Source organism: Pseudomonas sp. LBUM1679 (assembly GCF_059695565.1).
The window spans coordinates 1,760,499-1,784,724 of record NZ_CP166774.1 but is presented as its reverse complement, the minus strand read 5'-3'; the positions used below and the strand labels follow the sequence as shown (position 1 = coordinate 1,784,724).

Annotated in this window: 18 protein-coding genes and 3 tRNA genes; 7 read left to right on the top strand and 14 right to left on the bottom strand. The window is 59.7% G+C overall.

Annotation, left to right across the window (positions count from 1 at the left end; genetic code table 11):
• Window positions 1-60 precede the first annotated feature (60 nt).
• Entirely contained in the window at window positions 61-924 is an 864-nt protein-coding gene (locus ACA062_RS08265; protein ID WP_497455945.1) for a LysR substrate-binding domain-containing protein, read from the bottom strand.
• Between the two features lie 109 nt (window positions 925-1,033).
• On the opposite strand from ACA062_RS08265, the gene ACA062_RS08260 reads away from it, so the two are divergent.
• The 3 genes from ACA062_RS08260 to ACA062_RS08250 all read left to right on the top strand — a co-directional run bounded on the left by ACA062_RS08260 (window position 1,034) and on the right by ACA062_RS08250 (window position 3,991).
• On the top strand, window positions 1,034-2,143 hold the full coding sequence (locus ACA062_RS08260) for a 2-aminoethylphosphonate--pyruvate transaminase (RefSeq protein WP_497455944.1): 1,110 nt from the start codon (window positions 1,034-1,036) through the stop codon (window positions 2,141-2,143).
• Window positions 2,144-2,284: 141 nt separating this feature from the next.
• Window positions 2,285-3,112, top strand: a complete 828-nt coding sequence (gene phnX, locus ACA062_RS08255) for a phosphonoacetaldehyde hydrolase (protein ID WP_128871030.1) — start codon at window positions 2,285-2,287, stop codon at window positions 3,110-3,112.
• A gap of 330 nt (window positions 3,113-3,442) precedes the next feature.
• Entirely contained in the window at window positions 3,443-3,991 is a 549-nt protein-coding gene (locus tag ACA062_RS08250; protein WP_497455943.1) for a cytochrome b, read from the top strand.
• On the opposite strand, the gene ACA062_RS08245 is transcribed toward ACA062_RS08250, so the two are convergent.
• Together ACA062_RS08245 and ACA062_RS08240 are read right to left on the bottom strand one after the other, a co-directional pair.
• Complete coding sequence (locus ACA062_RS08245; RefSeq protein WP_497455942.1) at window positions 3,978-4,901, bottom strand: 1-aminocyclopropane-1-carboxylate deaminase/D-cysteine desulfhydrase; 924 nt, start codon at window positions 4,899-4,901, stop codon at window positions 3,978-3,980. The two genes, ACA062_RS08250 and ACA062_RS08245, sit on opposite strands and share 14 nt — an antisense overlap.
• A gap of 182 nt (window positions 4,902-5,083) precedes the next feature.
• On the bottom strand, window positions 5,084-7,123 hold the full coding sequence (locus tag ACA062_RS08240; protein ID WP_497455941.1) for an oxidoreductase: 2,040 nt from the start codon (window positions 7,121-7,123) through the stop codon (window positions 5,084-5,086).
• Between the two features lie 210 nt (window positions 7,124-7,333).
• Between ACA062_RS08240 and ACA062_RS08235 the strand changes: the two genes are divergently transcribed.
• Both ACA062_RS08235 and ACA062_RS08230 read left to right on the top strand, forming a co-directional pair.
• Window positions 7,334-8,464, top strand: coding sequence for a carbon-nitrogen hydrolase family protein (locus ACA062_RS08235; protein WP_497455940.1), 1,131 nt, complete (start codon window positions 7,334-7,336; stop codon window positions 8,462-8,464).
• A gap of 3 nt (window positions 8,465-8,467) precedes the next feature.
• Complete coding sequence (locus ACA062_RS08230; protein ID WP_497455939.1) at window positions 8,468-9,508, top strand: AraC family transcriptional regulator; 1,041 nt, start codon at window positions 8,468-8,470, stop codon at window positions 9,506-9,508.
• A 343-nt stretch (window positions 9,509-9,851) separates the two neighbouring features.
• Here ACA062_RS08230 and ACA062_RS08225 read toward each other — a convergent pair whose 3' ends face one another.
• The 10 genes from ACA062_RS08225 to ACA062_RS08180 form a co-directional block, all read right to left on the bottom strand.
• Window positions 9,852-10,694, bottom strand: a complete 843-nt coding sequence (locus ACA062_RS08225) for a DUF2242 domain-containing protein (protein WP_497455938.1) — start codon at window positions 10,692-10,694, stop codon at window positions 9,852-9,854.
• A gap of 272 nt (window positions 10,695-10,966) precedes the next feature.
• On the bottom strand, window positions 10,967-12,838 hold the full coding sequence (locus tag ACA062_RS08220) for a SurA N-terminal domain-containing protein (protein WP_497455937.1): 1,872 nt from the start codon (window positions 12,836-12,838) through the stop codon (window positions 10,967-10,969).
• A gap of 233 nt (window positions 12,839-13,071) precedes the next feature.
• A complete protein-coding gene (locus tag ACA062_RS08215; protein ID WP_002552737.1) occupies window positions 13,072-13,344 on the bottom strand; it encodes an HU family DNA-binding protein in 273 nt (90 codons plus the stop codon).
• Between the two features lie 148 nt (window positions 13,345-13,492).
• On the bottom strand, window positions 13,493-15,889 hold the full coding sequence (lon, locus tag ACA062_RS08210; RefSeq protein WP_497455936.1) for an endopeptidase La: 2,397 nt from the start codon (window positions 15,887-15,889) through the stop codon (window positions 13,493-13,495).
• A gap of 175 nt (window positions 15,890-16,064) precedes the next feature.
• Window positions 16,065-17,348, bottom strand: coding sequence for an ATP-dependent Clp protease ATP-binding subunit ClpX (gene clpX, locus ACA062_RS08205; RefSeq protein WP_007946893.1), 1,284 nt, complete (start codon window positions 17,346-17,348; stop codon window positions 16,065-16,067).
• A gap of 109 nt (window positions 17,349-17,457) precedes the next feature.
• Complete coding sequence (clpP, locus tag ACA062_RS08200; protein WP_497455935.1) at window positions 17,458-18,093, bottom strand: ATP-dependent Clp endopeptidase proteolytic subunit ClpP; 636 nt, start codon at window positions 18,091-18,093, stop codon at window positions 17,458-17,460.
• 92 nt (window positions 18,094-18,185) lie between these two features.
• Window positions 18,186-19,496: a trigger factor gene (gene tig / locus ACA062_RS08195; RefSeq protein WP_497455934.1), complete on the bottom strand. Its 1,311-nt coding sequence runs from the start codon at window positions 19,494-19,496 to the stop codon at window positions 18,186-18,188.
• Between the two features lie 400 nt (window positions 19,497-19,896).
• Window positions 19,897-19,981: transfer RNA gene (locus ACA062_RS08190), tRNA-Leu, on the bottom strand.
• A 56-nt stretch (window positions 19,982-20,037) separates the two neighbouring features.
• Window positions 20,038-20,113: transfer RNA gene (locus ACA062_RS08185), tRNA-His, on the bottom strand.
• A gap of 40 nt (window positions 20,114-20,153) precedes the next feature.
• Window positions 20,154-20,230, bottom strand: a tRNA-Arg gene (locus ACA062_RS08180).
• Window positions 20,231-20,509: 279 nt separating this feature from the next.
• On the opposite strand from ACA062_RS08180, the gene folD reads away from it, so the two are divergent.
• Complete coding sequence (gene folD / locus ACA062_RS08175) at window positions 20,510-21,364, top strand: bifunctional methylenetetrahydrofolate dehydrogenase/methenyltetrahydrofolate cyclohydrolase FolD (protein ID WP_497455933.1); 855 nt, start codon at window positions 20,510-20,512, stop codon at window positions 21,362-21,364.
• Window positions 21,365-22,865: 1,501 nt separating this feature from the next.
• On the top strand, window positions 22,866-23,804 hold the full coding sequence (gene pbpG / locus ACA062_RS08170) for a D-alanyl-D-alanine endopeptidase (RefSeq protein WP_497455932.1): 939 nt from the start codon (window positions 22,866-22,868) through the stop codon (window positions 23,802-23,804).
• A gap of 193 nt (window positions 23,805-23,997) precedes the next feature.
• On the opposite strand, the gene ACA062_RS08165 is transcribed toward pbpG, so the two are convergent.
• The gene (locus ACA062_RS08165; protein WP_497455931.1) at window positions 23,998-24,210 is read right to left on the bottom strand and encodes a hypothetical protein; all 213 of its coding nucleotides are present in this window, start codon (window positions 24,208-24,210) and stop codon (window positions 23,998-24,000) included.
• Between the last annotated feature and the right edge of the window lie 16 nt (window positions 24,211-24,226).

Sequence of the window (24,226 nt, the reverse complement as noted above, 5' to 3'; positions counted from 1 at the left end):
AACTTGTGTACGTCGCAAAACCTGTGGGAGCGAGCTTGCTCGCGATGGCCGCGCCGCGGTTTATCTGGCTGGCACCAACCCGAAAAACGCCTGGATCAAGCGCAATTCCCGCCGCCGTTCCAGGCAGCCCATCATGTGCCGATTCACCAACCCCTCACCGATAATCGGCACCGCCACCACCCGCGGGTCATGGCTGACTTCCACCGACGACACCACGCCCACCCCCAGTTCCGCCGCCACGGCTTCGGTCACCGCTTCACGACTGTCCAGCTCCAGCAACACCCGTGGATTGACCTTGGCCTGGGCGCACGCCTCATCAAACGTGCGCCGGGTAGTCGAACTCGGCTCGCGCAACACCATGATCACCTGATCCAGTTCCTTGATCTGCACGCCTTTCGGCTTCTGTGCCCACGGATGACCTGCCGGCACCAGCGCGCAGATCCGTGATTCGCTCAGCGCCTGCAGATGCAAGCCCTTGCGCGGCTCGACCTCGGTCAGCACCGCCACATCGGCATGTTCCGACAGCAACGCCGCCAGGGTTTCCTGGGCATTGCCCAGCCGCAGGTTCACGGTGATCCCCGGATAACGCGCGCGCAGGCTGGCCAGCATCGGCATGACCAGGTGCGGCCCGTCCGCCGCCACTTCCAGGCGCCCGGTGAGCAACTGCCGGTTGGCTTCGAGCATCACCTGCGCTTCTTCCGCCAGGCCGAACATGGCCCGGGTGATCGCCGCCAGTTTGGTGCCCTCTTCCGTCAACTCCACTCGTCGCGCGGTGCGGCGCAACAAGGTGATCTGGTAGTGCTCCTCCAGCGCCTTGATGTGGCCGGTGACCGCCGGCTGGCTGATGAACAGCCGCGCGGCGGCCCGGGTGAAGCTGCCCTCGCGGGCGACCGCATCGAACGCGCGGAGCTGGAACAGGTTCATGAATAACTCTCACTGATGGCTGGCATAACAACAAACAATTTGATTGATAGCTCGGCAAATTGCAATTTAGGCCCCATAGATTCATCCCATCGATTGCGAGGACACGAGAATGAGTACTGCCGAACCCATCCTGCTCACCCCCGGCCCGTTGACGACTTCGGCCCGCACCCGCCAGGCGATGATGGTCGACTGGGGTTCATGGGATGACCGCTTCAATCAGCTGACCGCCAGCCTCTGCGAGCAACTGCTGGCGATCATCAACGGCGGCGCCAGCCACCACTGCGTGCCCCTGCAAGGCAGCGGCACCTTCGCGGTCGAAGCGGCGATCGGTACCCTGGTGCCCCGCAACGGCAAGGTCCTGGTGCTGATCAACGGCGCCTACGGCAAACGCCTGGCGAAAATCTGCGAGGTGCTCGGCCGCTCCTTCAGCACCTTTGAAACCGCCGAAGACGAACCGACCACCGCCGCCGACGTCGACCGCCTGCTGGGGGCCGACCCCGCCATCACTCACGTGGCGCTGATTCACTGCGAAACCAGCACCGGCATCCTCAACCCGCTGCCGGACATCGCCCAGGTCATCGCGCAACACGGCAAACGCCTGATCATCGACGCCATGAGCTCCTTTGGCGCGCTGCCGATCGACGCGCAACAGGTGCCGTTCGACGCACTGATCGCCGCCTCGGGCAAATGCCTGGAAGGCGTACCGGGCATGGGCTTCGTCTTCGCTCGCAAGGAGGCCCTGGCCAATGCCGCCGGCAACTCGCACTCGCTGGCGATGGACTTGTTCGACCAGCACAGCTACATGGCCAAGACCGGCCAGTGGCGCTTCACCCCGCCGACCCACGTGGTCGCCGCGCTGCACGAAGCCCTGCTGCAATACAACGAAGAAGGTGGCTTGCCCGCCCGGCATCAGCGCTACGCCAATAATTGCCAAGTGCTGCTCGATGACATGGCCAAACTGGGGCTGCGCAGCTTCCTGCCGGCCGACATCCAGGCGCCGATCATTGTCACCTTCCACGCGCCGAAAGATCCGCGCTATCAGTTCAAGGAATTTTACGAACGGGTCAAGGCCAAGGGTTTCATCCTCTACCCCGGCAAATTGACCCAGGTCGACACCTTCCGCGTCGGCTGTATCGGCCACGTCAACCAGGCCGAGATGCACGCGGCCGTGGCGGCGGTGGCTGAAGTGCTGCGCGAGATGGAAGTGCTGGAAATCTGAACCAACAGACACCGCCGTCCCCTGTAGGAGCGAGGCTTGCCCGCGAACACAGGCGACGCGGTCAGTCGTCAAACCTCATCATCGTTCGTTCGCGGGCAAGTCGGATCGCCGAACCGCTCGCTCCTACAAGGGATACGTCACATGAACTACACGAACCCAACCAAACTGCAAGCCGCCATCCTCGACTGGGCCGGCACCGTGGTCGACTTCGGCTCCTTCGCCCCCACCCAGATTTTCGTCGAGGCTTTCGCCGAGTTCGACGTCCAGGTCTCCATCGAAGAAGCCCGCGGGCCGATGGGCATGGGCAAGTGGGACCACATCCGTACCCTGTGCGATCAGCCGCAAGTGGCCGAACGTTATCGCGCCGTGTTCGGCCGCACGCCGACCGACGATGACGTCACCGCCATCTACAAACGCTTCATGCCCTTGCAGATCGAGAAAATCGCCGAGCACTCGGCGCTGATTCCAGGCGCCTTGGACACCATCGCCAACCTGCGCCAGCAAGGCATCAAGATCGGCTCCTGCTCCGGCTACCCGAAGCAGGTCATGGACAAGGTGGTCGAACTGGCCGCCACCAATGGTTACGTGGCCGATCACGTGGTCGCCACCGACGAAGTCCCCAACGGCCGCCCATGGCCGGCCCAGGCCCTGGCCAATGTGATCGCCCTCGGGATCGATGATGTCGCGGCCTGCGTGAAGATCGACGACACCGTGCCGGGCATTCTCGAAGGCCGTCGCGCCGGCATGTGGACCGTCGCGCTGATTTGCTCGGGCAACGCGCTGGGCCTGGACTACGAAGGTTATCGTGCCCTCGGCAGCGACCAACTGGCCAGCGAACGCAAGCGTATCCACGGGATGTTCGAAGGCTCGCGCCCGCACTACATGATCGACACCATCACCGACTTGCCGCAAGTGATCGCCGACATCAACCAGCGCCTGGCCAAGGGTGAAATGCCGCAAAGCAGCTGATTCACCGCGCCCTTGTAGGAGCGAGCTTGCTCGCGAAGGACCCGAGAGCGATACGTTCATCCAGGATGAATGCGTTATCGTTGACGTCCATCGCGAGCAAGCTCGCTCCTACAGGAACGCCGCGTTTAGCCAGTAAACATGCGTTAGCGTTGACGTCCATCGCGAGCAAGCTTGCTCCTGCAAGGTGAGCAGCGCTGTTTGTTTCTCAATCACCTGATTTAGAGCATTGAATCCTCACGCCTCTGAGGCAAACCCGGCGAAACAGGATTACAGTTAAAGCACATCGTCGACCAAGAACGGTGGCCTGACCAGACCTGTGAGGAGCGCCGTATGCCCTGGAAAAATTCCGACTCACGCTACAGCACCGTGTCGATCACGCTGCATTGGTTGATGCTGGTCCTGCTGGCGCTGGTCTACGCCTGTATCGAATTTCGCGGGATCTTTCCCAAAGGCAGCGGCGGTCGCACGCTGATCACCGAATCGCACTTCATGCTGGGTTTGACCGTGTTCGTGCTGGTCTGGCTGAGATTATTCGCCCGCAGCCTGGGTCCGGCACCGCAGATCTTCCCGGCCTCCCCTCACTGGCAAACCGTGCTGGCGAAATTGATGCACTGGGCGTTGTACCTGTTCATGATCGCCATGCCGATTCTGGGCTGGCTCGTCACCAGTGCCAAAGGCCATCAAGTGATGTTCTATGGCTTCGATTTGCCGCTGCTGGTCGCGGAGGACAAGGCGTTGGCCAAGCAGATCCAGGGCTGGCATGAACTCGGCGGCACCCTGGGTTACTGGCTGATCGGCCTGCATGCCGTGGCGGGGATTTATCACCATTATGTGGTGGGGGATAACACGTTGCTGCGGATGATGCCTAAGCGTGGTTGAACCCCCGGCGGCCTTGCAAGCCGCCGGTATGGATGAAGATCAGGCGCGTGCCCCGGGTAAATTTTCCGGCGTTGACTTGCTGCTTGAGTGCCAGCAGCGCTTTACCGGTGTACAGCGGTTCGAGGGGGATGCCACTGGCCAGTTCGGTCTGTTCGATGAATTCGAGTAGCAGTGGATCGACTTTGGCAAAGCCGCCGCGGCTGGCGTCGAAGAGCTCATACGCGGGATCAGGCAAACCCGCTTCCTGCACAATTTTCTCGACCTGCTGCGCTACGCCATGATCGTCCGGCACTGCCAATGCGCCGTAAACCGGATGTTCGCCCGCTTCGGCCAACACCAGGCCGGCCAGGGTCGTGCCGGTGCCGCAGGCCAGCCACCAGCCGTCGTAGTCGTTCCAGCCCAGACCGTTCAACTGCTCGCAGACCATCGCTTTCAGCGGCCTGCAGCCCTTGGCGCCCGGCAAACCGCCGCCGCCTTCCGGCACCGGCTGCAGATCGGGATACTGTGACTGCCATGGCTGCCAGAAACCGGGTGCGTGCCGCGCGCGATAACCGCCATACCCCAACCAGTGCAACTGCATGCCGAATGCTTGCAAGTCCTTTACCGTGGGGGTGTCTTGCGGATGACCGCGCAGCAGGCCGACAGTAGGGAAACCGAAGCGTTTGCCGGCGGCGGCCAGGGCATGCAGGTGATTGGAGTGGGCGCCACCCAGACTGATGATGCCTTTGGCTCCGGCCCGGTCTGCGGCTTTGAGGTGTTCGCTGAGTTTGAACCACTTGTTGCCGCTGATCAGCGGGTCGAGCTGGTCCAGGCGCAGGATCGCGACTTCGATGTGGGCGGTAGAGAGCCAGTCGAGGTGGAGGGGTTCGAGGGGGGCTTGGGGTAGCCAGTCATTTTGAGGAAGAAGCATCAATGCCGGCTCTGGGTGAAGAGCCGGCATATTAGCAGCCTTGAGGACGCCATCGCGGGCAAGTCGAATCGTCGCACCGCCGCTCCCACAGGTTTTGCGTCGTACACAAAATTGACGACCAACCTAAATCCCTGTGGGAGCGGGCTTGCCCGCGATAGCCATTGGCACGTTTGACCTGCAATTTACAACTCAGCAGCCAACCGCGAACCCTGATTGATCGCCCGCTTCGCATCCAGCTCCGCCGCCACATCCGCGCCGCCGATCAAATGCACGTTCTGCCCCGCCGCCACCAGGCCGTCATGCAATTCACGCAGCGGATCCTGCCCGGCGCAGATCACGATGTTGTCCACCGGCAACACGTGCGGTTCGCCGGTTTCGCCGATGCGGATGTGTAAACCCTGGTCGTCGATCTTCAGGTACTCGACGCTGTTGAGCATCTGCACCTGCTTGTTTTTCAGACCGGTGCGGTGAATCCAGCCAGTGGTCTTGCCCAGGCCGTCGCCGACCTTGGAGGTCTTGCGTTGCAGCAGGTACACCTCACGGGCCGGTGCATGGGGCTCGGGCTTGATGCCGGCCACCCCGCCACGGGCTTCAAGGTGGGTATCGATGCCCCACTCCTTCCAGAACGCTTCACGGTCCTGGCTGGTGGCGACGCCCTGGTGCACCAGAAACTCCGACACGTCGAACCCGATCCCGCCGGCGCCGATCACCGCAACACGCTTGCCCACCGGTTTGCGCTCGAGGATCACGTCCAGGTAGCTCAGCACCTTGGCGTTTTCCACGCCTGGAATCGCCGGGGTCCGCGGGGCGATGCCGGTGGCGAGGATGACCTCGTCATAACCGCCTGCCACCAGTTGCGCCACATCGACCCGGGTGTTCAGGCACACCTCGACATGGGTGGTCTGCAGCTTGCGGTTGAAGTAGCGCAGGGTTTCGAAGAATTCTTCCTTGCCCGGTACACGCTTGGCGATGTTGAACTGGCCACCGATTTCACTGGCCGAATCAAACAGCGTCACCTGATGGCCACGCTCGGCGGCCACGGTCGCTGCGGACAGCCCGGCAGGGCCGGCACCGACCACGGCGATTTTCTTGATCTGCTGCACCGGCAGGTAATTGAGTTCGGTCTCATGGCAGGCCCGCGGGTTCACCAGGCAGCTGGTCAACTTGCCGCCGAAGGTGTGATCGAGGCAGGCCTGGTTGCAGCCGATGCAGGTGTTGATTTCATCGGCACGGCCGGCGGCGGCCTTGTTGACGAAGTCCGGGTCGGCGAGGAAGGGGCGCGCCATGGACACCATGTCGGCATCGCCCTCGGCCAGGATCTGCTCGGCCACTTCCGGGGTATTGATGCGGTTGGTGGTGATCAGCGGAATGTTCACCGAGCCGCGCAGCTTGGCCGTGACTTTGCTGAATGCACCGCGCGGCACCTTGGTGGCGATGGTCGGGATTCGTGCTTCGTGCCAGCCGATGCCGGTGTTGATAATGGTCGCACCGGCCTGCTCGATGGCCTTGGCCAACTGCACGATTTCTTCCCAGGTGCTGCCGCCTTCCACCAGGTCGAGCATCGACAGGCGGAAGATGATGATGAAGTTCGGGCCGACCGCTTCGCGCACCCGACGCACGATCTCTACCGGCAGGCGCATGCGGTTTTCGTAGCTGCCGCCCCAACGGTCGGTGCGGTGGTTGGTGTGAGCGGCGAGGAACTGGTTAATGAAATAACCTTCGGAGCCCATGATCTCGACGCCGTCGTACTCGGCTGTTTGCGCCAGGGTCGAGCAGCTGACGAAATCGCTGATCTGCTTCTCGATGCCCTCCTCGTCCAGTTCCTTGGGCTTGAACGGGTTGATCGGCGCCTGGATCGCACTCGGCGCGACCTGTTTCGGGCTGTAGGCATAACGGCCGGCATGCAGGATCTGCATGCAGATCTTGCCGCCCGCCTCGTGCACCGCGCGGGTCACGATCTGATGCTTGAGCGCTTCTTCCTCGGTGGTCAGCTTGGCCGCACCGGAATACACCCCGCCCTCATCGTTCGGGCCGATACCGCCGGTGACCATCAGGCCCACGCCGCCCCGGGCACGCTCGGCGAAGTACGCGGCCATGCGCTCGAAACCGCCGGGTTTCTCCTCAAGGCCGGTGTGCATCGAGCCCATCAGGGTGCGGTTGCGCAACGTGGTAAAACCCAGGTCCAGCGGGGCCAACAGGTGCGGGTAATGAGCGGCGGCCATCGGTAACTCCACAACGAGCGATCACGGAAAAAGTGTGGGTGCTCTTTGGCACCCCTCTGTCATGTGCCACAGACTATGAGCACTCCACCGGTCGCTCAATGACCGTAACTGACAACTTATTGATCCAAATGCGCAGCGCCCCTTGGCAAGCGCCAGCATGGGCCCTACCCTAGTCAGCGAACCCTGCACACGGCCGTTGACTGTTTTCCCATGCGCAAACTTCTGTACCTGACCTTCTCCATGGCATTGATTGCCGCCCTGACGACCTACGCGATGTGGGCCGCGGACCGTCCGGTGGGTCACTACCTGTCGGACCTGCGTATCGACCTCGCCGTCGATCAGGGCACACCCGCCGATCGCGGCAACCTGCTGGGCATCCAGCCCGAGCTGTTTCCCAACGATTACCAAAGTTCCGAGCGCCTGCACCGCAAGCTCGCGGCCTATTTGCAGAAGGCCCGGGACCAGGGCCTGCTGAATGAAAAAACCATCGTCGTGCTGCCGGAACATATCGGCACCTGGCTGATGGTCAGCGGCGAGAAAGATGAGCTGTACCAGGCCACCACCCTCAAGGAAGCCATGAACTGGCTGGCGGCGAGCAATCCCTTGAAGTTCGTGCGCGCCCTGATCGGTGCCCGGGGCGACAGTCGCCTGGACGACGCTCACCTGCGGATGAAAGCCAAAGGCATGGCCAAGGACTACCAGGCACTGTTCGGTGGCCTGGCCAAAGAATTCCAGGTGACCCTGGTGGCGGGCTCCATCGTGTTGCCCGAGCCCGTCATCATCGATGGCAGGCTGAAAATCGGCGGCGGCGCGCTGTATAACAGCAGCGTGGTGTTCGGCCGTGACGGTCTGCCGATCGGCCAACCCCAGCGCCAGATGCACCCGGTATTCGATGACCATGACGTCATCGCGGCCAATGGCGAGCGTACGCCCGGCGTCGTCGATACCCCGGCCGGCCGCCTGGGGGTGCTGATCGGCAGCGACAGCTGGTACCCGGACGCCTACCGCAAGCTTGACGCTCAGGGCGCGAAGTTCGTCGCGGTGCCGGCCTTCGTGACCGGGCGCGGCACCTGGGATAAACCGTGGCGCGGCTACAAGGGCTTGTCGACGCCCGCCTCCGTCAGCCTCAAGACCGGGGAACTGAGCGAAGGCCAGGCCTGGCATCACTTGACGCTGACCGCGCAACCGCCCAGCAGCCAGGCGATCGCCGGCATGAGCGTGTTCCTGCGTGGTCAGTTCTGGGATCAGGGCAGTGCCGGGCAGAGCTTTCTCAGCAGCAACGGCCAGCATTTCGCCGATGGCAATGCCCGTGGCGCGCGTTTGCTGAACCTGTGGTTGTAAACCATGAAACCCTTGCCCATGCGTCTGGGCGATCTGTCGGTGGGCTTCGTGCACAGCCTGGCCGACGCCGTGCGCAGCCACGGTGCAGACCCACAGCCCTTGCTCGAGCAGTACGGCCTCGACGCGGCTCGCCTGAGCGAAGCCGGCGCCCGGCTCTCGATCCCGCGCTACATGCGCCTGGGCCACAGCGCCATTCAACTGACCGCTGACCCGGCATTGGGTTTGCGCATGGGCCAGCTCAGTCGCCTGAGCCAGGCCGGCCTGGCCGGCGTCACCGCTGCCCAGGCGCCGACGGTGCGAGAAGCGGCGCGCTGCCTGATTCGTTTCGAAGCCTTGTACGGCTCCAACTATCGCGGCCAATCCAGCTTTCACGAGGACGCCCAGGGCGCCTGGCTGCGCTTCTATTCCATCAGTCCTTACAACGCCTACAACCGCTTCGTGGTGGATTCGATCATCGCCGGCTGGTTGCAGCAATTGTCCAGCGTCAGCCCTGACCCACTGCGCGCCGAACGCATCGAGATCGAGTTTCAGGCGCCGGATTACCGTGAGGCGTATGCCGTGCTGGGCGACTGTCCGATCCAGTTCGGTGCCGAACACAATCAACTGCGCCTGAGCCTGGCCAGCCTGGCTCAGCGCAATCCGCTGCACTGCCCGAGCACCTGGCGGCACTTGCTGCAACTGTGCGAACGGGAACTGGAGCAATTGACACGCACCCGCAGCCTGCGTGAACGAATCACTCAGTTGCTGGGGCCGTTGCTCAATGGTGGCCGGGAGCCCGACCTGGAAGAAGTGGCGGCACGCCTGAAGCTGCCGACCTGGACCTTGCGCCGCAAACTGGCCGAGGAAGGCACGCAATTTCGCGCAATCCTCAATGACACGCGCCGCGACCTGGCCATGACCTACATCCGCGATACCGAACTGGCGTTCGGAGAAATCGCCTACCTGCTGGGTTTTGCCTCAGCCGAAGCCTTTCAACGGGCCTTCAAACGCTGGAATGGCCAGACCCCCGGCGAGTTTCGCCGCAGCCATCGCCAATCCGCCTGACGCCTACAGCTCGGTCGCGTCTTCGGCAGGTTCCAGCGGGTCGAGTTCGAACGCCTGATATTCGAGCAGTTCTTCTTGATATTCGTCCATTTTCAATCCCCCACGGTTTGTTTGAAAAAAATGCCTGATCAAGTGACCTGCGCACTGAGCATAAAGTGCCCACGTGAAAGAAAAATGACGCAGGCAAGACGCTACGCGGCTACTTGATAAAACGTAGCAGGGGATCGGGAATTTATCACAGGATTTTTTCGATTCTGGCCGCAGAACTGTGACCAGGGTTGACGCGGGTCAATGATGAAGGGGGTCGGGGATCGGCGCCGTGCAGCCCGATCCCGTCACATGATTACTGGGCAGTGACTGGCATGGCCGGAATCGGCTCGGTCGGCGGCGGCAGGCTGGAGTCCGCCGGTGGGGTTTCGGTGGAGCTTGCCGGTTCGCTGTTCTCGGCCGGGGTAATCGGTGCGGTTTGAGGCGGCGGTGCCACCGGCTCCGAGGCCGCAGGTGCCGGTTCCGGTTGCTGTATAGGTTCTTGGGCCGGAGCGGGAGCAGGCTCTGCTGCCGGTGCCGGCGTCGGCGCCAATTGAGCCGGTGCGGCCTTGGCTTCAGGCATGCCCAGGTCGGTTTTCGGCTTTTCCTTGATGTGCGCAGCCTTCTTCGCTTCCGGCGGCAGGAACATCTCGACCAGGGCGAAGAAACGCTCGTAGAACTTGGCCGAGGACACGGTTTCGCTGGCGACCTTGACCATCGAGTCGTCGGACGAGCCGATCGGCATCGACACCGAACCCAGCACACCCACGCCGAGGCTGGCGGAGTTGTTGGTCTTTTTCAGCGCATAGCGGTCCTGCAGGGCGTTGGCGAACATGGTCGCATGATGCCCCTCGGTGCCGTCATCGGCGCAGACCACACTGAAGCTGATCTCCATGTGGGTATCGCCGGTCTGCTGGAAGCTCTTGTGGCCGCTGACCAGTTTCGGGTCGCTGCTGGTGATGATATAGCCCTGGCTGAGCAACGCCCGACGCGCGGCCTCGCAGGTCTGCGCATCGGTTACCGGGTAATTGCGGGAAAAGGTACCGGAGTCATCGAAGTTCTCATGCTCATAGATGGCAGCCTTTTCCGACGAGCAGCCGGCAGCGGCGGCCAATACCAGAGCCAGCCCGACGACATGCATGGGAATTGATTTAGTCATTGAACATCCTGAAGAAACGGTCCGGGGCGTATTGTGCAACAGATCAATGCTTAGCGTCGCACCGATTAGTGTCTTAAAACGGTTACACGACTACTGACCGTTTATGGGCGGGAAAGTCGCGCAGGATTGCGGATTCCCGATGGCAGGGGGAGAAAATCAAAAGATCGCAGCCTTCGGCAGCTCCTACATGGATGCGATATTTTGATTTTGCTTTAAAAAAAAACCCCGGCGATGGGCCGGGGTCTTTGTGTTGCGTGACACTCAATCAAGCATCAGAACCGCTCGATGTCCGCTTCGGCTTCCAGCTGCTTGCGGTAAGCCGCAAAGTCTTGCTGGCCAATACGCGAGGCGAGGTAGCGACGGTACTCGGCCTTCTCTTCATCGGTCGGTGCCGCTGCTTCGTTCACGCCATTGAGACGCACGATCACCAGGCTGCCATCGGCCAGGGTCACGCTGCTGAAGGTCGGTTTGTCCTTCGCGGCGGGTTTGGGCATGCGGAACAGCGCCTGCAGCACAGTCGGGTCGATCCCTTCCTGGGCGCGAGTGGCGGCGGCGGTGACTGTCCAGTTCTGACCATCGATGGCCTGGTCCAGAGGGGTCTTGCCGTCGCGCAGGCTGGCGATCAACTCATCGGCCCTGGTCTTGGCGGCAGCACTGGCGTGCTCCTTGGCCAATTGCCCACGGATCGCGGCAGACACGGCTTCGAGCGGCAGTTGCGCAGGCTTGAGGTGTTCCTTGGCGCGCAGCACGATCACGGTTTCCGGATCGAGCTCGATGGCGGTGCTGTTGGCACCCTCATCCAGCACTTCTGGACTGAATGCAGCAGTGATCACGGCACGGTTGGCCGCCACACCTTCGCCGCCTTCACGGCCGAACGGTTTGGTGGTGTGCACGGTCAACTTCAAGTCTTGCGCCGGCTGGGCCAGGTCGGAGGCCTCGAACGCCGAGTCTTCCAGTTGCTTGGTAGCCTCGACGAAACGCTGTTCGACCTGCTGGGTTTTCAGCTCGCGGGTCAGCTTGTCTTTCAGGCTGGCGAAGGTTGGAACCTGCGGCGCTTCGACACCCAGCAGCTTGATCAGGTGGAAACCGAAGTCGGTGCGAACCGGCTCCGAGACCTGATCCTTGGCCAGCGCATACAGCGCTGTTTCAAAGGCTGGATCGTAGACGCCAGGACCCGCGAAACCGAGGTCACCGCCATTGTTGGCCGAACCCGGGTCCTGGGAGAATTCCTTGGCCAGTGCCTCGAATTTCTCGCCCTTGGCCAAGCGTGCCTGGACCTCTTCGATCTTCGCCTTGGCTTGCGCCTCGGTCACCTTGTCGTTCACTTCGATCAGAATGTGCGCGGCCCGACGCTGTTCGGACAGGTTCGCGGTTTCTTTCTGATACGCCTCTTGCAGGTCTGCATCCTTGACGCTGACCTGATCGAAGAAGGACGACTTCTTCAATTCGAGGTAATCGATGACCACCTGATCCGGCGTCATGAATTCCTTGGCGTGTTCGTCGTAGTAGGCTTTGACTTCGTCGTCGGTCAGCTTCACAGCTGCCGGGTCGACCTTGACGTTCAGGGAAGCGAAATCGCGGGTCTGTTTTTCCAGACGGGCGAAGGCCTGCACCTGTGCGTCGGTGACGAAACCGCTGCCTGCCAGACCGGCGCGCAGCTGACCGATCAGCATTTCCTGAGCCAGCATCTGGCGGAATTGCAGGCGGCTGTAGCCGAGTTGACGAATGACCTGGTCGAAACGCTCAGCGCTGAACGCACCGTCCACCTGGAATTCAGGCGTTTGCAGGATCACCTGGTCCAACGCCGCTTCGGAAAAAGCGAAGTCGGATTTTTCTGCGCCTTGCAGCAGCAGCTTGCGATCGATCAAGCCTTTGAGGGCCGATTCGCGCAACATTTTTTCGTCGAGCAAGGAAGCATCGAAGTCCTTGCCCAGCTGTTGCATGAGTTGACGGCGTTGCATATCGACCGCCTGGCTCAGCTCGCTCTGACTGATTTCTTCACCATTGACCTTGGCCGCGTTCTGGCTGTTGGTCGTGGCCTGGAAAATGGCTTCGACACCGGTGAACGCCATCAGTACAACGATGATCCCGATGATGGTCTTGGCAATCCAGCCTTGTGAATTGTCCCTGATATTCTGCAGCATGCGTCCCCCAGAAACGGTTGAACTTCAAAATTAGGCAACCGTGGAGCGTGGGTAGAATCCGGATAGAAGAAAGGCGCATCCGAGGATGCGCCTTCTCGTAACTGGCGGAGCGGATCGAGGGCTCGAACGTGCGACCCTCGGTGTCTCGGCACGGCAACTTGCCGACTGGACTACCGCTCCGCTGCCAGGTCAGGCTTGACCCCGACCCGGATAGGCAAAAACCTGAATCGAACTTAGTTGACAGCTTCTTTCAGTGCTTTGCCGGCTTTGAAACCTGGTTTTTTGGCGGCTGCGATTTCCAGCGTCTTACCGGTCTGTGGGTTACGACCAATGCGAGCTGGACGATCGGTGACGGAGAACGTACCGAAACCCACCAGAACAACAGAGTCGCCAGCCTTGAGAGCGCCAGTGACGGACTCGATTACAGCGTCCAGCGCACGGCCAGCAGCAGCTTTCGGGATATCAGCGGATGCAGCGATAGCATCAATCAGTTCCGACTTGTTCACTCTAAGTCCCCTTATATCTATTTGAGTATGATTCTAAGTTTTTTGGTAAAAGCAAAAAAACGAGTGCTGAATGGCCTACAGACACTGAAGAGCCGCTTTATAACAAGGGCTCTAAAAAGCGTCAACAAGCCCCCCAGGCAAATACGTACTAATGCGTGCTAATTCTTTCCTTAGAGTCAGACTCGCGTTTTTCATCCTTTGCAACAATCTCCGGAACCACATCGGGCAAGGGCTCCGGCGCGTATTGCAGCGCAATTTGCAGGACCTCGTCAATCCATTTAACCGGTTTAATCTGAAGATCGGCTTTGATATTGTCAGGAATTTCCTTCAAATCGCGTACGTTCTCTTCAGGAATGATCACCGTCTTGATTCCGCCACGGTGAGCCGCGAGCAGTTTTTCTTTCAGACCGCCAATCGCCAGCACCTGGCCACGCAGGGTGATTTCACCGGTCATGGCGACGTCTGCGCGTACCGGTATCCCGGTCAGTGCCGAGACCAGGGCCGTGCACATGCCTACACCGGCGCTAGGGCCATCCTTCGGGGTCGCCCCTTCCGGCATATGGATGTGCGTGTCGCGCTTCTCGTGGAAGTCCAGGGGAATCCCCAGGCTCTTGGCGCGGCTGCGGACCACGGTCAAGGCTGCCGTGATCGATTCGACCATCACGTCACCCAGGGAACCGGTCTTGATCAGTTGCCCCTTGCCGGGAACGACAGCGGCTTCGATGGTCAGCAATTCGCCGCCCACCTGCGTCCACGCCAGGCCGGTGACCTGACCGATCTGATCCTGGGATTCGGCCAGGCCGTAGCGGAATTTACGCACGCCGAGGAAATGCTCCAGCATGTCGGCCGTGACCTTCACCGAGAAGCGTTTTTCCATTGCATGTTCTTTGACCGCCTTGCGGCAAACCTTGGCAATCTGGCGCTCCAGGCCCCGTACACCGGCTTCGCGGGTGTAGTAGCGGATGATGTCGCGGATCGCTTCGGCCTCGAATTCCAGCTCGCCTTTCTTCAAGCCGTTGGCCGTGATCTGCTTCGGCGAAAGGTATTTGACGGCGATGTTGATCTTCTCGTCTTCGGTGTAGCCCGGCAGACGAATCACTTCCATCCGGTCCAGCAGCGCCGGCGGAATGTTCATGGAGTTCGAGGTGCACAGGAACATCACGTCGGACAGGTCGTAGTCGACTTCCAGATAGTGATCGTTGAAGTTGTGGTTCTGCTCGGGATCGAGCACTTCCAGCAACGCCGACGCCGGATCGCCGCGCATGTCGCTGCCCATCTTGTCGATTTCATCGAGCAGGAACAGCGGGTTGCGCACCCCCACCTTTGTCATCTTTTGAATCAATCTTCCTGGCATCGAACCGATGTAAGTCCGGCGATGACCGCGGATTTCCGCTTCATCGCGCACACCGCCGAGGGCCATGCGTACGAATTTGCGGTTGGTGGCGTGGGCAATCGACTCCGCCAGCGAGGTTTTACCCACCCCCGGAGGACCGACCAGGCACAACACCGGGCCGCGAATCTTCTTCACGCGCTTTTGCACGGCGAGGTATTCGAGGATCCGCTCTTTGACTTCTTCCAGACCGTAGTGGTCGGCGTCGAGAATGTCTTCGGCACGGGCCAGGTCCAGACGCACCTTGCTTTGCGCCTTCCACGGCACCTGGACCAGCCAGTCGATATACGACCGAACCACGGTCGCTTCCGCGGACATGGGCGACATTTGTTTCAGCTTGTTCAGCTCGCCCTGGGCCTTGGCCAGGGCATCCTTTGGCAGACCGGCGGCATCGATGCGCTTTTTCAGCTCTTCGATTTCGTTGTGGCCTTCGTCGCTGTCGCCGAGCTCTTTCTGAATGGCCTTCATCTGCTCATTCAGGTAGTACTCGCGCTGGCTGCGCTCCATTTGTTTCTTGACGCGACCGCGAATGCGTTTTTCGACTTGCAGCAGGTCGATCTCGGCATCCAGCAACGCCAGGACATGTTCGACCCGGGCCGACAGATCGATGATTTCGAGGATTTCCTGCTTCTGCTCGATCTTCAGGGCCATGTGCGCGGCCATGGTGTCGACCAGGCGGCCTGGCTCGTCGATGCTGTTGAGCGACGACAGGACTTCAGCCGGGACTTTCTTGCCCAGCTGCACATATTGTTCGAACTGAGCCAGCAGGCTGCGGACAAACACTTCCGACTCGCGCTCGGGCGCCTCGGTTTCGTCGATCAGCGAGACTTCGGCGCGGCAATGGCCGTCCACTTCGCTGAAGCGCTCCACGGCGCCCCGCTGCTCACCTTCGACCAGAACCTTGACCGTGCCGTCAGGCAGCTTGAGCAGCTGCAGAACGGTCGCAATGGTACCTACGCGATAGAGTGCATCTTCACCGGGATCGTCGTCAGCAGGGTTTCTCTGAGCCAGCAGAAGGATCTGCTTGTCGCCGGTCATCGCTGCCTCGAGGGCTTCGATGGATTTCTCGCGCCCCACGAACAGCGGGATAACCATGTGCGGATAAACCACAACATCACGCAATGGCAGGAGAGGCAATTCGATGGTCGTCTTCATGATTTCGCCTCTACGGCGGCCGTAAGGCCGTAAACAGATGGATGTAAGCTTGAAACCAAGATGGGGGCTGGTTTGGAAAAAAACAAGCGGATAAAAGAGCGGCTTAAAAGATTGTGGCCTGGCCACAATAGCAAAGGGGCCCGAAGGCCCCTTCTTTATTCCAGTAGCGTGACGCTTAGGCGTCTGGCGCTGCCTTGGCAGCCGGCTCACTGTTTTCGTAGATATACAGTGGCTTGGACTTGCCTTCTATAACGCTTTCGTCGATCACGACTTTACTCACCTCGGACTGCGAGGGAATTTCGTACATGGTGTCGAGCAAGACGCCTTCGAGGATCGAACGCAGTCCACGGGCACCGGTCTTGCGTTCCAGGGCACGTTTGGCGACCGATTTCAGCGCATCTGCGCGGAATTCCAGGTCTACGCCTTCCATCTCGAACAGCTTGGCATACTGCTTGGTCAGCGCATTTTTCGGCTCGGTGAGAATCTGCATCAACGCAGCTTCATCAAGCTCGTCCAGCGTGGCCAGGACCGGCAGACGACCGACGAATTCCGGGATCAGACCGAACTTGACCAGATCGTCAGGTTCGACTTCACGCAGGGATTCACCGACTTTCTTGCCTTCTTCCTTGCTGCGCACTTCTGCGTTGAAACCGATGCCGCCCTTGGTGGAACGGTTTTGAATAACCTTTTCCAGACCGGAGAACGCACCACCGCAGATGAACAGGATGTTACGGGTGTCGACCTGAAGGAATTCCTGTTGCGGATGCTTGCGACCGCCTTGGGGCGGAACGGAAGCGACCGTGCCTTCGATCAACTTGAGCAGGGCCTGCTGCACGCCTTCACCGGAAACGTCCCGGGTGATCGACGGGTTGTCAGACTTGCGCGAGATCTTGTCGATCTCATCGATGTAGACAATGCCCATCTGGGCCTTTTCCACGTCGTAATCGCACTTCTGCAGCAGCTTCTGAATGATGTTCTCGACGTCTTCACCCACGTAACCCGCCTCGGTGAGGGTGGTTGCGTCGGCGATGGTGAACGGAACGTTCAGCAAGCGGGCCAGGGTTTCGGCAAGCAGGGTTTTACCCGAGCCTGTCGGGCCGATCAGCAAGATGTTGCTCTTGCCGAGTTCGACGTCGTCATTCTTTTTGTCACGCTGGTTCAAGCGCTTGTAGTGGTTGTACACCGCTACGGCCAGAACCTTTTTCGCACGTTCCTGACCAATCACGTACTGATCAAGGATGCCGCTGATTTCTTTAGGCGAAGGCAATTTATGCGCGCTGCTCTCGGCCTGGGCTTCCTGCACCTCCTCACGGATGATGTCATTGCACAGGTCGACGCACTCGTCGCAAATGAAGACCGAGGGGCCGGCAATCAATTTGCGTACTTCATGCTGGCTTTTGCCGCAGAAGGAGCAATAGAGCAATTTGCCGTTGTCCTCGCCGTTGCGGGTGTCAGTCATTCGTTCGATCCAAATCCGATAGGCTTGCAACACAAGATGAAGGCTATTGCGGGCTTTTTCAAGCCCGCAGGTGGCCAGACAAGCCGACCGACCCTATTTTGAGCTGCTTTTAAGCGGGGCGCTGGTCGATCACTTGATCGATCAACCCGTATTCACGGGCGGCTTCTGCACTCATGAAGTTGTCGCGGTTGGTGTCGCGCTCGATCTCTTCAAGCGTGTGTCCACTGTGCTTGGCCATCAGCGTGTTGAGACGCTCACGAATGAAGAGGATTTCCTTGGCGTGGATTTCGATATCCGACGCCTGGCCCTGGAAACCGCCCAGTGGCTGGTGAATCATCACACGCGAGTTCGGCAGGCAGTAACGCTTGCCGGCGGCACCGGCCGTCAGCAGAAACGCGCCCATGCTGCACGCCTGACCGATACAGGTGGTCGACACGTTAGGCTTGATGAACTGCATGGTGTCGTAGATCGACATGCCCGCCGTCACCGAACCGCCCGGGGAGTTGATGTAGAGATGGATGTCCTTGTCCGGGTTTTCCGCTTCAAGGAACAGCAGCTGCGCGCAAATCAGGTTGGCCATGTAGTCCTCTACCGGGCCAACCAGGAAGATCACTCGCTCCTTGAGAAGACGCGAGTAGATGTCATAGGCGCGCTCGCCGCGAGCGGATTGCTCGACAACCATCGGGACCAGGCCGCCTGCGGCCTGGATATCAGAGTTCTGCTGAATATAAGAATTACGTAACATGCTCTGCAGTCGCTCCCAAATAGTTTTGTCTTGAATACGCATAAGCCAGCTCGAGAGCTGGCTTATGGTGTGTACTTCTAACGCAAAATCAATCAGTCGGCTTGTGGAGCTTCTACCGGCTTGACCGCTTCTTCGTAAGAGACCGATTTATCGGTCACGCTAGCTTTCTGCAGAACAGTATCCACAACTTGTTCTTCAAGCACAACCGAGCGGACTTCGTTCAGCTGCTGGTCGTTCTTGTAGTACCAGGACACAACCTGCTCTGGCTCCTGGTAGGCCGAAGCCATTTCCTGGATCATTTCGCGAACGCGGGCTTCGTCAGGCTTGAGGTCGAATTGCTTGACCACTTCAGCCACGATCAGGCCCAGGACTACGCGGCGCTTGGCTTGTTCTTCGAACAGCTCGGCCGGCAGTTGGTCAGGCTTGATGTTGCCGCCGAACTGTTGAACAGCCTGCACGCGCAGACGGTCGACTTCGTTGGACAGCAGCGCCTTAGGCACTTCGATCGGGTTGGTCTCGAGCAGACCGTCCATGACCTGGTTCTTGACCTTGGACTTGATCGCCTGACGCAGTTCGCGTTCCATGTTCTTGCGAACTTCGGTGCGGAAGCCTTCCAGACCGGTTTCCTTGATGCCGAATTGAGCGAAGAATTCTTCGTTCAGCTCTGGCAGTTTCGGCTCGGAAACAGTGTTCACGGTCACGGTGAACTCAACGGCTTTGCCAGCCAGCTCGAGGTTCTGATAGTCCTCGGGGAAGGTCAGGTTCAGCACGCGCTCTTCGCCGGCCTTGGCGCCAACCAGGCCGTCTTCGAAGCCAGGGATCATGCGGCCGGAACCCAGCACCAGCTGAGTACCTTTGGCGGAACCGCCGGCGAACACTTCACCGTCGACCTTGCCGACGAAATCGATGTTCAGCTGGTCTTCGTTCTGGGCAGCGCGATCGGCCACTTCAAAACGGGTGTTCTGCTTGCGCAGCACGTCCAGCATCTTGTCCAGGTCGGCATCGGCCACGTCAGCGCTCAGGCGCTCGACTGCGATACCTTCGAAGCCGGCAACGGTGAACTCAGGGAACACTTCGAAAACCGCGACGTATTCCAGGTCCTTGCCCGCTTCGATCGACTTGGGCTCGATCGACGGCGCGCCGGCCGGGTTCAGCTTTTGCTCGACAACCGCTTCGTAGAACGAAGACTGGATCACGTCGCCTACCGCTTCCTGGCGCGCATCGGCACCGAAACGACGCTTGATTTCGCTCATTGGCACTTTGCCTGGACGGAAACCAGCGATCTTGGCCTTTTGGGCAGTCTGCTGCAGACGCTTGTTGACCTGAGTCTCGATGCGCTCAGCCGGCACGGTGATGCTCATGCGGCGCTCAAGAGCAGAAGTATTTTCAACAGAAACTTGCATGGATATTCCTCGTTGCACAGACGTTAGCCGGCCGTTTCCGACCCCAGAATCAAGGGCATGCATTCTAGTGGGTCAAACTCAAGAAGTCACCCTACTGAAAACGGGTAAAAAAGCAGCAGGCAATTTATAGGCGGGGACAAACGGTTATGCCTCGCCCTGTTAGCAAATACAGTCAATCAGGCCAAGGCTCTGCAGCAGTCCTTCTATATATAGGAGGAAGCGGCCATGGACCCCTGACAGCGGGCGAAGCGGCATCATCGAGAAACAAAAATGCGACGAGCCGACCTGCCCTCTCAACCCGGAACCCGCGGTTGCCTTGAAAATTTCGACTTCTAAAACAAAAACGGCGCAGCCCTTTTCAGGTGCTGCGCCGTTTTCTGCTATTAAATAGCGACTTGTATGGTGCGGACGGAGAGACTCGAACTCTCACACCTTGCGGCGCTGGAACCTAAATCCAGTGTGTCTACCAATTCCACCACATCCGCGTATCAAGCTTTTAAAGCAAAGGCGCCAGACTGTTAATCTGGCGCCTTTCTAAATATGGGGTGGACGAAGGGGATCGAACCCTCGACAACGGGAGTCACAATCCCGTGCTCTACCAACTGAGCTACGCCCACCATATTGCCATGTTGCGTTACTTGTGCCAAAGCTGCCTAATGGCGCACCCGGCAGGACTCGAACCTGCGACCATCCGCTTAGAAGGCGGATGCTCTATCCAGCTGAGCTACGGGCGCCTTGTTAATCTGTATTCTTGGACGATTACAAACTAAGTGCTTTCAGTCTCGCCGAATCAAACATCAACTCCGCTCAACCTTCTTAACCAGTGCTAGGCTGTGCCCGACAAGTGCGACGAATGTTATAGGTGACCCTGAGGGTCGTCAACTCTTTTTTAAAAAAAATTCATTTAATTAAAGGGGTTAGGGGAATTTGCAGACCAAGCGCCTTTGCCCTCACCTCATGACATGCGAGAATGCGCTCTCTTTTTTTCACCTCTCGATGGTTAATCACGCGCAATGACTGCACAACTAATCGACGGCAAATCGATCGCCGCCAGCCTGCGCCAGCAGATCGCCAAACGCGTCACCGAGCGTCGCCAGCAAGGCCTGCGCACGCCCGGCCTCGCGGTGATCCTGGTCGGCAGCGATCCTGCCTCTCAGGTTTATGTCTCGCACAAGCGTAAAGACTGTGAAGAGGTCGGCTTTCTGTCCCAAGCTTATGACCTGCCTTCTGAAACCACTCAAGAAGCACTGACCGATCTGATCGATCGCCTGAACGACGACCCGGCAATCGACGGCGTTCTGCTGCAGCTGCCTTTACCTGAACACCTGGACGCCTCCCGATTGCTGGAGCGCATTCGTCCGGACAAGGACGTCGACGGTTTCCACCCTTATAACGTCGGTCGCCTGGCCCAGCGTATTCCGCTGCTGCGTCCGTGCACCCCTAAAGGCATCATGACGCTGCTGGAAAGCACCGGTGCCGATCTTTACGGGATGGACGCGGTGATTGTCGGCGCCTCCAACATTGTTGGTCGCCCGATGGCGATGGAGCTGTTGCTGGCCGGCTGCACCGTGACCGTCACCCACCGCTTCACCAAGGACCTGGCGGGCCACGTCGGCCGTGCCGACCTGGTCGTGGTGGCGGCCGGCAAGCCGGGGCTGGTGAAGGGCGAGTGGATCAAGGAAGGCGCGATCGTGATCGACGTCGGCATCAACCGCCAGGAAGACGGCAAACTGGTGGGTGACGTGATCTACGACACCGCCCTGCCCCGCGCTGGCTGGATTACGCCGGTGCCGGGTGGTGTTGGCCCGATGACGCGTGCCTGCCTGCTGGAAAATACGCTGTACGCGGCGGAAACGCTGCACGGTTGAGTGCGGTTATGGGCGTTGCCGCCTTTTGTTGAATGTGTACATATCCGTTGCTGCGGTCATGGCTGCTTGGGTCGGGGACATATCCGTTTCTGCGGGCATGGCGGCCTTGGGTTGGGTACATATCCGTTTCTGCGGTCATGGCTGCCTTGGGTTGGGTACATATCCGTTTCTGCGGTCATGGCTGCCTTGGGTTGGGTACATATCCGTTTCTGCGGTCATGGCTACTTAGGGTTCCGCCCTTACGGCGGGTCACTTTGAAAAGCGCAAAGTAACCAAACGCTTTTGCCCCTCCATTCGGTGCCTCGCCCAGGCTCGGCATGCCCTCACTCCGGCATTGCTCCGGGGGCCCGCCGCCATCGGCCATCCATGGCCGAGGGCGGCTACCGCGGCATCCTTGCCGCGGTGCCCCCTGCGCAACGCCTGCGTTCGGCCTCTGGGGAAAGGGGCGGCAGATCTGAAGCCAAAGCCAAAGCCAAAGCCAAAGCCAAAGCCAAAGCCAAAGCCAAAGCCAAAGCCAAAGCCAAAGCCAAAGCCAAAGCCAAAGCCAAAGCCATAAAGCCAAAGCTAAAGCTAAAGCAACGGCAACAGCAACGGCAACGGCAACGGCAACGGCAACGGCAACGGCAACGGCAACGGCAACGGCAACGGCAAGATCAAAAGATCGCAGCCTCGCTTCGCTCGACAGCTCCTACAGGTTATCGCGGCGTACACAAATCTCGGGGCCTGCAAAGATCCAGTGTGGGAGCGAGCCGGCTCCGGGCGGCGTTCCGACGAAGGCGGACTGACATCCAGCGTCGATGTCGACTGGTATGGCCTCTTCGCGAGCAGGCTCGCTCCCACAGATGAGATTGCGCGCGGACCAGAGAGTTAGGTCGGCTGTCAGGCCGCCTCGTTTTGGCTGTTGCGGTGCACGCCCCCTCGAGAGGCCGAGCGCAGGTTCTGCGCAGTGGGCAACCCGGCATGGATGCCGGGTTAGCCGCGCACGGCCATGGATGGCCGATCGCGGCGGGCCCACGGAGCAGGACCGGAGCGAGGGCATGCCGAGCCTTAGCGAGGCACCGAACGAAAGGGGCAAAAGCCTTTGGTTACTTGGGGCTCTTCCAAGTGACTCGCCGTAAGGGCGAAACCGTCAGTGGTCGTTACCGCAGCAACGGATATGTACCCGGCCCCAGGCAGCCATTGCCGCAGAAACAGATATGTATCCACCCCCAGGCAGCCGTTACCTCACAAACGGATCCGCCCCCCCTCCAAAAGAAATCCATCCGCCCGCCAACCATCTTCTCAAGTGAACAGTATTACAGCCCATGGCCGGGTTCTTTTTGCCAGTAGAAAATCACTCGACCATCCGCCGGAAATTAGCTTTTTTTTCATGTTTCCAAGGACTTTGCGCCCATCCTTGAACAACCATCGACAGTTATTCAGCCATACTCCAGAATACCGCGCTTTTTTACGAAACAGCCCGTTACATAACGGCTTATCAACACCTTATGAGTCTGCCAGCGTGAAAATCCGTCTTTCCATCCTGAGCCTGTTTTTTGCTGTTACAGGGTCTTTCATCACGCCAATAACCAACGCTGCCGAAACCACCTCGGCGCCACGGGATACGAAACAACTGAAGATCGCTTCCGGCAGCGCCTTGCTGATGGATATGCAGACCAACAAGATCATCTATGCCAGCAATCCTGACGTGGTCGTCCCGATCGCTTCCGTCAGCAAACTGATGACCGGCCTGGTCGTGGTCGAAGCCCGGCAGAATATGGATGAGTACCTTTCCGTCAACATCAGCGATACGCCGGAAATGAAAGGCGTGTTTTCCCGGGTCAAGCTCAAGAGCGAATTGCCGCGTCGGGAAATGCTGCTGATCGCCCTGATGTCTTCGGAAAACCGCGCCGCCGCGAGCCTGGCCCATCATTATCCGGGCGGCTATGTCGCGTTCATTGCCGCCATGAACGCCAAGGCCCGGGCGCTGGGCATGACCAGCACCCATTTCGTCGAGCCGACCGGCCTGTCCCCTCGCAACGTGTCCACCGCCCGCGACCTGAGCAAGTTGCTGGTGGCCGCACACAAGTACCCGTTACTGACCGAATTGAGCACCACCAAGGAAAAGACCGTCTCGTTCCGCAAACCCAATTACAGCCTGGGTTTTCGTAACACCGACCACTTGGTCAGGAAGCCGAACTGGGACATCAGACTGACGAAAACCGGGTTCACCAACGAGGCCGGTCACTGCCTGGTGCTGGTGACCAGCATGGGTAATCGCCAGGTGGCGTTGGTTATTCTCGATGCCTTTGGCAAGTACACCCACTTCGCCGATGCCAGCCGTATTCGCAGCTGGGTCGAAACCGGCAGGGGTGCTGATGTGCCATCGGTGGCGCTGCAGTACAAATCCGACAAAAATCTCAAGAATCGGCAAAGTGGTGTGGTGGAGGCGTCGAAGTAACACGAAACCCGCACTTGCCGCATTCCCCCGCTTGCCCGCTTCTGTAAATGTAGGAGCGAGCTTGCTCGCGAAGATCGCAAGAGCGACGCGTTTATTCAGGATAAACGCGTTATCGTTGACGTCCTTCGCTGGCAAGCCAGCTCCTACAGGTCATGCGTTTATTCAGGATGAACGCGTTATCGTTAGTTAACGGTTAATCATTGGGCAGCGGCATCTGGTCGTCGTCCGGGATGCCATCCCCCGTGCTCGGGTCTCTGTGGCCCTGATGCTCGGTTGGCGCCACCACCGGCTTGGCCAGCGGATCCCTTAGCGGGCTGTTCGGATCCATCACCGGATCGATGTCCGCTTCCGGGGTGGTTGGAACGCTGTCCGGACGTTTGTCGTTGAAACTCGAATCGGTAGACATACGCACCTCACTGGGG